10 protein-coding genes are annotated in these 10,794 nt (G+C 59.6%); all 10 read right to left on the bottom strand.

What is annotated here, in order from left to right; all coding sequences use genetic code 11:
* On the bottom strand, window positions 1-647 hold a 647-nt coding region (ispE, locus tag ACIREA_RS17080), incomplete at its 3' end, for a 4-(cytidine 5'-diphospho)-2-C-methyl-D-erythritol kinase (RefSeq protein WP_397383521.1).
* Between the two features lie 6 nt (window positions 648-653).
* Window positions 654-1,298, bottom strand: coding sequence for a polyphenol oxidase family protein (locus tag ACIREA_RS17075; protein WP_397383519.1), 645 nt, complete (start codon window positions 1,296-1,298; stop codon window positions 654-656).
* A gap of 102 nt (window positions 1,299-1,400) precedes the next feature.
* The gene (locus tag ACIREA_RS17070) at window positions 1,401-1,847 is read right to left on the bottom strand and encodes a MarR family transcriptional regulator (protein ID WP_397383518.1); all 447 of its coding nucleotides are present in this window, start codon (window positions 1,845-1,847) and stop codon (window positions 1,401-1,403) included.
* Between the two features lie 230 nt (window positions 1,848-2,077).
* On the bottom strand, window positions 2,078-3,616 hold the full coding sequence (locus ACIREA_RS17065; RefSeq protein WP_397383516.1) for an MFS transporter: 1,539 nt from the start codon (window positions 3,614-3,616) through the stop codon (window positions 2,078-2,080).
* A 127-nt stretch (window positions 3,617-3,743) separates the two neighbouring features.
* Complete coding sequence (locus ACIREA_RS17060) at window positions 3,744-5,465, bottom strand: SUMF1/EgtB/PvdO family nonheme iron enzyme (RefSeq protein ID WP_397383515.1); 1,722 nt, start codon at window positions 5,463-5,465, stop codon at window positions 3,744-3,746.
* A gap of 111 nt (window positions 5,466-5,576) precedes the next feature.
* On the bottom strand, window positions 5,577-5,762 hold the full coding sequence (locus ACIREA_RS17055) for a hypothetical protein (protein ID WP_397383513.1): 186 nt from the start codon (window positions 5,760-5,762) through the stop codon (window positions 5,577-5,579).
* A gap of 65 nt (window positions 5,763-5,827) precedes the next feature.
* Window positions 5,828-6,805, bottom strand: a complete 978-nt coding sequence (locus ACIREA_RS17050) for a tRNA dihydrouridine synthase (RefSeq protein ID WP_397383511.1) — start codon at window positions 6,803-6,805, stop codon at window positions 5,828-5,830.
* A 57-nt stretch (window positions 6,806-6,862) separates the two neighbouring features.
* Window positions 6,863-7,981 carry an iron-containing alcohol dehydrogenase gene (locus ACIREA_RS17045; protein ID WP_397383509.1) on the bottom strand — a complete coding sequence of 373 codons (1,119 nt, stop codon included), beginning with the start codon at window positions 7,979-7,981 and terminating at the stop codon, window positions 6,863-6,865.
* A 72-nt stretch (window positions 7,982-8,053) separates the two neighbouring features.
* Entirely contained in the window at window positions 8,054-9,484 is a 1,431-nt protein-coding gene (locus tag ACIREA_RS17040; RefSeq protein WP_397383508.1) for an aldehyde dehydrogenase family protein, read from the bottom strand.
* 105 nt (window positions 9,485-9,589) lie between these two features.
* Window positions 9,590-10,564 (bottom strand): lysophospholipid acyltransferase family protein, encoded by a 975-nt coding sequence (locus ACIREA_RS17035; protein WP_397383506.1) that lies wholly within the window; start codon window positions 10,562-10,564, stop codon window positions 9,590-9,592.
* Window positions 10,565-10,794: the final 230 nt, after the last annotated feature.

Genomic DNA, 10,794 nt, shown 5'->3' with positions numbered 1-10,794 from the left:
TTTTGGAAAACTGGCCGCTCCAGATCATTCGACATGGCACCCCATGGGCAAAGCTGCGGTGCGTAAAGAATGCTGGGTATCTCCTTGGAGTCGGCCCAGTTCTTGTAGGCCCAGGGGGTGGGGATGGGGAAGGGGGGCTTGATCAGGACCAGCGGCAGCTGCCAGGGGAAATCCACCCCGGTGACCTGCTCGCCTCTCCCAGCGCCGTCAGCCGCGGGGCTGTCGAGAATGAAGCACGGGATGTCCGAACCGATCTGCGCCCCCAGTTCAATAAGCTGGGCCTGCGTCAGCGGCGAGCCTGCGAGTTCATTGGCTCCCATGAGCACCGTGGCTGCATTGCTGCTGCCGCCACCGAGACCTGCGCCTGCCGGTATTTTTTTCTCCAGATGCATGCGCCAGGAGGACTGCCTGCCTGTGCGGTTTTCAAAGGCTCGCATGGCGCGCATGGCCAGATTGGTTTCATCCAGCGGCACTGTGGGATCTGAGCATGTCAAAGTCACATCCGTGCCTTTGCCCAAGTGTTCGATTTCGACCGTGTCGCCCAAGGCCAGCCGGCACAGACGGGTCTGCACCTCATGAAAACCGTCCGGCCGTTTGCCGAGAATGCGCAGCCAGAGATTGATTTTGGCGGGTGAATGAAATGTCATGGTTAATCAAGCAGTGCGACCGAGCAGCGCCAGCATGCGGCCGGTTCGGCCTTTCTCCATGCGGTAGGAATAAAAGCCGCGCAAATCCAAAGACGTGCAGAGCCCGGTGTCATGGATCTGCGCTGCAGGAACGCCAGCATCCAATGCCTGCTGGCGAATCTGCGCGGCGAAATCGATCTCATATGCCGGGGGCCGGATGCAGGGGCTCAATTGAATATGGAGGTCCTCCGGACGCGTGCCGAAATGCTGCTGCATTTTCTCAATCGCCTGGGTCGCGATGCCGAACTCGGACCCTTTTTTGCCTGAATGGACGATGCCGAAGGCTCCGGTACTTGGATCGGCAAGATAGACGGCACAGCAGTCGGCGACATAGATGCCGATGACCAGCCCCGGCACGTTGGAGATCAGTCCGTCGGTTCCTGAAATGACTTCACTCGTGGGTGCCGTGAGCACCACCACTTCCTGCCCATGCACCTGTTCGGCGATGCACAGAGCATGACCTGCAAAGCCGAGTTCCTCAGCCTGGGAGCGATGCCAGTCCCACAGCCGGCTCACAACGACGGCTCGCTCGTCGTTCACATCAATGTCTGGGTGCCGCAGAGTGAAGCGATGCGCAAATCCGGGCAGTGCTTCGAGGGCAGGGAAAGTCATCCAAGGTTGATTGTGATTCATCACAGGACTGTTCTGCCATGAAAAAAACAAAGGCGCACGGATAAACCGAGCGCCTTTGCAAAAGAATGGAAAAACAGCTGCTTAGCGGGTCGCCGCTGTGTCCAGCGCACGATAGGAGTTCATGAAGCTGTCGGCATCTGCGGAAGAGGTTTCGCTCATGGCGTCAGCGATTTGATTCTGCAGTTCGTCACGCAGACGGCTGACGAGTTCGATGCCACGGGAGGTGATGCGAACGAGCACCTTGCGGCGGTCATCCACAGCATGGGTGCGCTCCATGAGGCCGAGCTTTTCAAGACGGTCCACGAGGCCGGTGGCGGCTGCGGTGGAATGTCCCATCTTGCGGGCGATGTCTGTCATGGTCAGCTCCTTGGACGTAGCGAGGTAGCCAAGCAGGAAGAACTGAGCAAAGGAGATGTTATCTCGGTTCAGCTCACGGGAGAGATTAAGCAAAAACTCGCGCTGACTGAACAGGATGAAATCTGCCAGTTTGGCGTGGTCTTTGGCGGGGTTTTTGGTTCCGTTAATCATGGAGGGTGTCCTTAGAGCTATGGTTTCCGAGAAATTCTTGAATAATGACTAATGTAACAAGATTCATTGGTAGGATCAAGGTAAAATCATAGAATCCATAAGTTTTTACTCAGCGCGGTGAATAACTTCTTATTTGTGAGAGGTTAATATACGCGTATTATTATCAATGAAAGGAGATTTAGCAAACACTCTTTCAAAGAGAGGTTTGAGTCAATCTCCCCAAATGGGGGCTATTGCAGAGTGCGGCCTTTGGTTTCGGGTGCGAACCACACCAGCACCATCCCCACGAGGTAGATGCAGGAGAGGACCGAGTAGGCATTGGCAGCGGACTGCACCACCGTGACGGTGTCAGTTTTAAACATCGCCGTCAGATTTCCGAGCTGCAGCGCACCAATGGCGGCGATGAGGCGGCCAAAGTTGAAGCAGAAGCCCTGGCCCGTGGCGCGCACGCTGGTGGGGAAGAGTTCCGGGAAGTAGAGCGGGAAGAAGCCGTAGAAAGAGGCCGTGATGCCGCCCAGCAGGAAGGCGGTGGTGATCAGCGTGCTGGGAATCTCATTGCCAATAAAGGGCACATTGAAACGGAAGAAACCCAGGGAAGCAGCGAGGGCGGCGGCGCAGAGCAGTGTGTAGGTCACGCGGCGGCCCAGCTTGTCGGCGATGAATGGGGTGATCAGCGTGGCGATAATCGCACCAAGGGCGGTGGAGATCACCACAAAATCGATCACAGGCAGCGTGCTGCCATTAGGAGCCAGATCAGAAGCCCAGCGGGCGGCCTGCTGTGCTGAGCCCCAGGTGCCGAGCAAGGCCACGGCGGCGAGTCCGGCCCCGATGAAAAGATTGCGCATGATGACGCTGCGGTCTGCCGTCAACGTGCTGCCAGCAGCCACGGAGCGGGACATGTACTGGCGCATCGGGTGCATGTAGCCCCACAAGGCGATTGCAAGACCCACCACCGTCACCAAGCCAGCTCCCAAGCCACCCATATTCGCCAAGGGCGACCACACATAAATGATTCCCATGGCCGCGATGCAGGCGATGAGCACTCCCAGCAGATCCATCGTGGCCCAGTGCGAGGTGCTGCCGGATTTCTTTTCCGCCTCCCATTTGTGGGACTCGGGTACAAAGACGAGGATGAAGAAATTGATGATGGCAGGAAGAGCGCTGCTCACGGCAATGAAGCGCCACGCACGGTTGTGCAGCAGATACTCGGTGTTCTCCGGGGAAAGGCCCATGGCATGAATCCAGCCGGTGACGACGTCCAGGCTGGCGTTCAGCTTCCAACTGATCAGGCCGGTGAGCAGGAATCCAATGTTTGAAGCGGCACCGATCATGCCGGCGATCCAGGCGCGGTTCTTGTTGCCCCAGATTTCATTGACCAAAGCAACGCCCAGAGCCCACTCACCACCCATGCCGAGGGAAGCCACGAAACGCAGACCGGCGAAGTGCCAGGCCTCGGTGACGAAGGCGCAGAGGCCGCTGAAGATGGCATAGGTAAAGATGGCCAGTGTCATGGCCTTCACGCGTCCGAGCTTGTCTCCCAGCCAGCCAAAGAGCACGCCGCCGGTGGCAGCGCCCACGAGGAAGACGGCGATGATCACCGTAAACCACTGGGTCTGCACGATGGCGCTCGCCTGCGGCAGCAGGTCCTGCAGCGCTGGTTTGCCGATGAGCGGGAACAAGCCCATTTCAAAACCGTCAAAGAGCCAGCCGAGGAATGCGGCGATCAGTGCGGCCATGGCACCATTGTTGGAGGATTTGGGCTGGGTCATGAGTGCGTCAGTGGGGAGTTTTGAGGTGAGAGTGGCAGGCTTGAACGTATCAGGGAGTCGGGGGTGATCAAAAAAACAGGCCGCTGGGGAACAGCGGCCTATTTGAGATCAGCGGGAAAGCATGTCGTTATTCTTTGGCGACACCGTTGTTCCAGGCGGCGAACATCTCTTCCACCGTGGGTATTTCCAGAGGGCGCACGATGCGGAAGCCGAGCCAGGTCGCGTCCGTGAGGTACCAGATGCTCTTCGGCAGCTGCGGGTCCTGCTGTTTCCAGAGGGCATCGGAGGCTTTGCGGGCGGAGCTGCGGAGAAGCTCGGGATCGTCGTCATAGGTGCCACCTTTGGCCACATGCGGGTAGGGGGTCTTGGAGCGCACCCAGTCGTTGCCGAGAATCGAAGCGGCAGGCGTGGTCGGGGTGTATTGATCGAGGCACCATTCGCAGACGTTGCCGTAGATGTCGTAGAGGCCCCAAGGGTTGGGCTTCTTCAGGCCGATCTTCGCGTACTGGAAGTTCGGGGCGTTGTCGAAATACCAAGCGTAGTCTTTGAGCTGCGCCTTGTCGTCGCCGAAAAAATAGGCGGTTTTGGTGCCGGCGCGGGCGGCATATTCCCACTCGGCCTCAGTCGGCAGGCGGTAGAACTGGCCGGTTTGGGCGCTGAGCCACTGGCAATACTTGTTGGCAGCGTGCTGCGTCATGCAGATGGCTGGGTAGCGATCACGGCCCATGCCGAAGTCCATCGGCTGATACGGAGGGGTTGGCTGGGAGATCAGGTCTTCAGGCTTGTCGGTCAGCTTGAACACCTGGCGTGAGCCGTCTTTGTTGCGACCGATGCTGGTGAGCTGGAAGGGTTCGTACTCGTCCCAGGTCACTTCGTATTTGCCCATCCAGAAGGGCTTCATGGCCTTCTTCACCTGCGGGCCTTCGTCATCGCCACGGTCGGCCTCGCTGTCGGGGCTGCCCATGGTGAATTCGCCGCTCTTGATCACCACCATGCTGAAGGGGATGCCCGTCTTCGGGATCTTGGAGTCGTAGGCCTTCATCTCCGCCTCTTTCTTCTCCTTGGAGGTCTGCACGATGAAGGCGTGAATCTTCTTCACCAGCTCCAGATTGTCCGGGTTGGTCGAAGCCGGGCCCTTCTTTTCCTTCGCGGTCAGCTTGAGGTCTTCAGGCCATGGCGCGCCTTGCAGGATCCACAGGCGGAGGAAGTTGATGTCTTCCTTGCTCAGTGGGCCGCCGCTCTTCTTCGGGGGCATCAAATCGTCGTCATCAGCGGCCAGCGTCGTGGCATGGTAGATCGCGCTCTTGAGATCAAAGGGGAGGATGTTCGGGGCGTTCTCGCCGGTGGTGAAGGCTTCCTTCCTCGTGGTAATGATCCAGTCGCCTTTCGCCTTGTCGGCATTGTGACAGGAGACGCAGTTCTGTTCCAGGATCGGCTGGATGTGCTTTTCAAACTTGATGCGCGGGGTCTGCTCCAGCACCACGCCATCGGGCCACTCAGCGCCTTGCTCGATCCACGTCTTGATCACTTCGATCTGGGACTTCTCCAGCGCGCCTTCCTTCTTCGGCGGCATGGCCATGTCTTCATCGGCGGCCAGCAGCAGCGTGGTGTAGATGGCGCTCTTCTTCAAATCGCCGGGCGTGAGGCCGGGGCCGTTCTCATTGCCCTTCTTGATGTCTTCCAGCGTGTGCATGCGGAAGTCGCCTTTGTCCTCTTTCTCGCCGTGGCAGTGGGTGCAGGCACCTTCGAGCAGGGGCTTGATCTGCTTGTTGAAATCAATCTTCTCCGCAGCGCCAAGAAACGCGGGAGCCAGGGCTAGAAGTGGAAGGAGTGTTCGGGGAGAAAACATGGGTGCGGGCGATAGCATAGGCTTGGGCGGATGTCCAATACGAGGAAAGACTGTGAAAATTACGGCGGAATCAGGGGGCGCCTTCGACTGCCGCGCCAGTCAGGAGGGCGATCACTTCGCTTCTGGGTCTTTCAGCGCACGCTCCACTAGGTAATCGAGCTCCTCGCCCGTCTGCACCACCACCACATGCACCTTCTGGCCATTCACTTTGCCGACCACCTGATATACCGGGCCTTCATCACCAAAGGTGCGGAAGGGATGGGATAGATCATCCACCGTGCAGGCGACTGTTTGCATAGGTAAAGTATGATGCATCTCCCCCCATGCCTGCAAGTCCCGGATTCACTGTGAAAGGTGGTGCGTCAGGCCCCAAACGCCCGCTGGCACACCTCCATGATGCCGGCACGCGTTGTGCAGCGGCGCATGGCGCTGAGGAAGCCTTCGGCGTCGGCCAGGCCCCAAGCAAAGAAATTGAGGTGTTTTTTGATGCGGTTCACCATGTCCAGCTCGCGGGTGTTGGGCAGCGTCACGCACTCGTACAGTTCCTCCACGTAGCGCAGGCGGTCGGCGGGAGTGGGTTGGAAGACGGGCTGACCGCGCACATGCTGGCGGATCTGGTCAAACATCCACGGATTGCGGATGGCTCCGCGCCCGAGCATGAGTCCGCGCACGCCGGTCTGCTGCGTCACTTCGGCGGCATCCACATGAGAGCTGATGTTGCCATTCGCCAGCACAGGGCAGGGGATGTTTGCGGTGGCGTTGCCGATCAAGTCATAGCGCACGCCGTCGCGATACATCTGCAGCACCGTGCGGCCATGGATGGTGACGAGGTCCACGCCATGCTTGGCAAACAGCGGCACCAGGGCGTCGATCGTTTCCGTGTCGTCAAAGCCGAGGCGTGTCTTCACCGTGAATTTGATGGAGATGGCTTCGCGTAAAGCGCCCAGAATGCCCTCGATGCGCGGCACATCGCGCAGCAGGCCGCCACCTGCGCACTTCTTGTACACGATGGGCGCCGGGCAGCCGAGATTCAGATCCACCGCAGCGATGTTGTAGTGCTGGAGTTCCTTGGCGTTGCGCACCAGTGAAGGGATGTCATTCCCGATCATCTGCGCGATGGCCGGCTTGCCCGTAGGATTGTGAATCAGAGAGGCAAGGATCGGCTTGTCCAAGTGCGAGTCCGCATGCACGCGGAAGTACTCCGTGTAATACACATCCGCCCCGCCGTAGCGCGCCATGAGCCGCCAGAACTCCAGGTCCGTGACATCCTGCATCGGCGCCAGCGCTAGCAACGGCTCAGGCCGTGCCAGCAGGGCGTCGAGATGTTCGGTGGGGTTCACAGCCGTCTCTTAAACACGGATGTCGAAAGGAGTCACGAGCTTTAGCTCGCGAGTGCGTTACAGCGCCGCGCGATACAGCTCCACGAAATCCGCCATGCTTGGCAGGCGCGGATTGAACTGCGCGGTCCACTGCTTGGCGGCCAGTTCGGCTAGGTCGTGGAAGTGCTCTTCCTTCACGCCGTATTCGGCGATGTTGCGGGGCATGCGGGCTTCCCAGAGGAGCTCGCTCACGCGGTCGGCGAGGTCGCCGTCGAAGTAGCTTTTGTAGATTGCGGCAATCTCGGGATCGCGGGAGTTGAAACGGATCACGTGCGGCATCATCACACCCACGGCCTCGCCATGGACGACGTGAAACTGGGCGGTGAGCGGATTGGCGCAGGAGTGCGCGGCACCGAGCATGCTGTTTTCGATGGCGATGCCAGCATACGCGGCACCGAGTTGCATCATGCCGCGTGCTTCCAGGTCTTTCGGATCGCGCAGCACACGGCTGAAGCCGCTGTGGCAGAGGCGGAAGCCTTCACGGGAGTAGAGGGATGAAAACGCATTCCGCTTGTTCGTCACGGCGGTTTCCAGCGTGTGCGTCAGCGCATCGATGCCGGTGCAAACCGTCACGCGGTGCGGCTGGGAAATGGTGAGTTCGGAGTCGAGGATGGCTACCTTCGCGGCGGCTTTGGGATCACCGCAGGCCATCTTCACGTGTGTCACAGCATCGGAGATCAGCGCAAAGCTCTGGCACTCGCTGCCCGTGCCTGAGGTGGTGGGGATGGCGATGATTGGCAGCATCGGCTTCGTGGCCTTGCCCACGCCCCAGTAGTCCTGAATGCGCCCGCCGTTGGTCAGGATGAAGTTGCAGCCCTTCGCGGTGTCCATGCTGCTGCCACCACCGAGACCGATGATGATATCCGCCTTGAACTCACGCGCCACGGCCACGCAGGCATCCACATCTTCCGTGCTGGGATTCTCACGCACCTCACCAAACACCCGCGCCTGCAGCCCTGCCTCAATGAGGAAGGAGACGGCGCGTGTCACGTAGCCCGCCTTCACGATTCCCGGATCACTCACCACCAGTGCCCGCGTGCCGCCGAGGCCACTCGCCAGCTCACCCACTCGCGCGAGCGTGCCGTTGCCGTAGATGAGACGCGTGCGCGGCTGGTAGTCGAAGGGGGCGAGGGACATGCGGTTCGTGATGGAGTATGAAGCCTGAATGCGGAACGATGGATCGCACCGCCTGCAGGCAGGATGACGAACTCAAGCGCAGTCGATCGAACGGCGCTTGTACAGGAACTCGAACATGTTGCCTTCGTGCGGCTGGTCCCAGCTGATCTTCATCGTGCTGATCGGCCCGATGTTCAGGCGGTCGATGTCGCCGCACTCAAGGAGGTCGTTGATGAAGGCGGGGTCCTGCGTGATGGCGGTGACGATGAGGGAGTAGCCGATGCGGCCGAGCACTTCGCTCTGCGGGATTTCCAGCACGCTGGCGTAAGGGCAGAGGAATTCGCGGTTGGCGAGCGGGTGCTTGTTATCCGAGCACCAGATGATCGTGGGGCGCAGGAAGGTGCCGCCTTGGAATTCCACTTTGCGCGGTCCGTTGCGGAACTGTGCGGTCACGTCTTCGGCGCCGGGAGTCTGCAGATCGTGGTCGATGGCGCCGTCGATGTAGTCGGCCATCTTCACGTTCGCAAAGCCTGCAAGGCGCGCGTTTTCATCTTCGGAGGTGGTGGGCTCCACCTTGCCCAGGCGCTCGGCCAGGGCGGTGGCGATTTCCTTGCCATACTTCGGCACGATCACCGCCGAGGCATTGATGCAGGAACGGCCGCCGTTGTCGCTGATGGAGGCCACCATGACATCGAGGTAATCCTTCCAGTTTTCGATCTTGTCTTCGCCGATGATGATCTTGCTCCAGCCCGGGCCATGCACCTGCACGGAGGGATTGCCCTCATACATCTTCGCCATGGCCACGTCACCAAAGACGAGGTTGCGACCGCTGAGCTTTACCACTTCGCCGCTGCCTTCGTGGTCAGTCGGGTAGAAGCCGAAGGCCTCTGCCGGTGCGCCTGCAGCGATGAAAGCCTGGATGAGACGATACGGGGTCCAGGGCTCTTCACGGCCTGGCTTGATGACCACTGGAATCTTCAGCGCGATGGCGGGCAGCCAGAGGGAATTCACAGCAGGGGAATTGCTCGGCATCACCAGACCGAGGGACTTGGTGGTGGGGAAATAGGACACAGGGCAGCCGGACTGCGTGCCAAAGCCGCGATCAATGACGCTCAAATCCAGGCCGCGCGTGAGGCCGTTGAGGATCATCTTCATGTTCGTCAGCGCAAAGTGCAGCTTGGCCATGTTGCGCTTCACCATCACGTGCGGCAGGCCGCTGGTGCGGGACAGGGTGGCGATGTATTCTTCCGGGCTCTGCGTGTGACCTTTGTCACCCAGGGGCAGGGTGCCGTTGAGGAAAAGCTCGCCTGCTTTCGCGGTGATCTCGATGAGCTGCTCCACGGTGAATTTCTTCAGCGCGGCGCGTGCTTCACCGATCTTCGCCAGATCCTTGCGCACGATGCCGGCATTCACCTGGCTGATTTCGGCGCAGACCTCGCCGGTTTTGTGATCTTTGACCTGAGCCTTGTCGAGCGACTCATAGGGGCGGCCTTTGCGGAGGGCAGGAAGATGGGGAATGGACATTGTCGGGTTGGTTTTTGGAAGGTGTGAGGGTTACGAGCGCCGATCACACTGGGCAATGGAAAAACAGGCGCATTTGGCGAACTCTTTCAGAGACATTGAGTCGTCCTACTTCTGCGGGCGCAGGGCTTCGGGAATCATCTGAATGAGGGCATCACTGAGATTGGAATAATTCGGGTAATCCGGGTGCGGCACGCTCAGCTCGCCCACCGGGCGGTAGCGCCACTGCTTGTACATCCAGAGCCAGCATTCGGGGTGCTTGCGGATCTCGGCTTCAAAGAGGTCCCAGATGCGTTGCGTCACCTCACGCGTGTCGTCCTCGGGCTTGGGTTCAATGGCTTCAAACAAATGCGCCTCATAGCGTCCGTCATCCAAAGGACGACATACCCCGGTGATGATCGCAAGACCGAGGCGCTTCGCCAGCTCCACATGCAGCGTCGGCACCGAGGTCCACAAGCCATAGCACTGGATCGCCGTTGCGGCCCTGCCGGGAGCGATGCTCAGGTCCGTGAGCAGACCCGCGTGCCCTTTGCGCTTGAGCGCCTTCATCAGCTTGATCATCGCATTGTCCTGCGAGATGAAGGTGTGTCCGGACTGCTCCCGCAGTCTTCTGAATAGATGCGTGATGGCCGGGTTCTTGAAATCCTGCGCCACGACGGTGAAGGGGAAGCCGCGAAATCCCCAGATCTGGCTGATGAGTTCGAAGTTGCCGTAGTGCGGCGTCACCCACACGGCGCCGTTTTCACGCGCTCTTTCTTCAGCGGCGGCATCCGTGATGATGTCGAAATGCGGCTGCCAGTTGTCCGCCCTGAGCTGTGGAGACCAGAACAAATCCACGAAGGTGCGAGCGAAGACCTGGTAGGAGCCGCAGGCGATCCGCCGCCTCTCCTCCAGCGTGTATTGATCGCCAAAAGCACAGCGCAGATTGTCCAGCGCCGTAGTGCGTCCGCGCTCGTCCAGCCAGAAGGCCAGTGTGCCGATGACGCGGGACAGCACCATGAGCAGGTGGCGCGGCACCTGGGGCAGCAGCCACACTGCCAGATCCAGCAGTTTGATCTCAAGAGAATATCGGAGCTTCTTCACAAAGGGTAAAAGGGGGACGTTTCGTGTTACGACGGCGCATGCCTGCGATCAACCACAATAGCCATTGTCGTGACTGCAACCACATGCCCATGCATCCAGGCGGACTCGAAGAAAAATCGAAGCAGCTTCACGTGGCGTTTGTTGTTTGCATAAATTCGCTTTAGGATGGCGCATGCCAGCCACCAACCTCAACAACATTCTCAAGCGACTCCTCAAGCAGCCGACTGCCC

Source organism: Prosthecobacter sp. (genome assembly GCF_044373815.1).
GTDB lineage: Bacteria > Verrucomicrobiota > Verrucomicrobiia > Verrucomicrobiales > Verrucomicrobiaceae > Prosthecobacter.
This window is presented reverse-complemented; position numbering and strand designations above follow the sequence as displayed.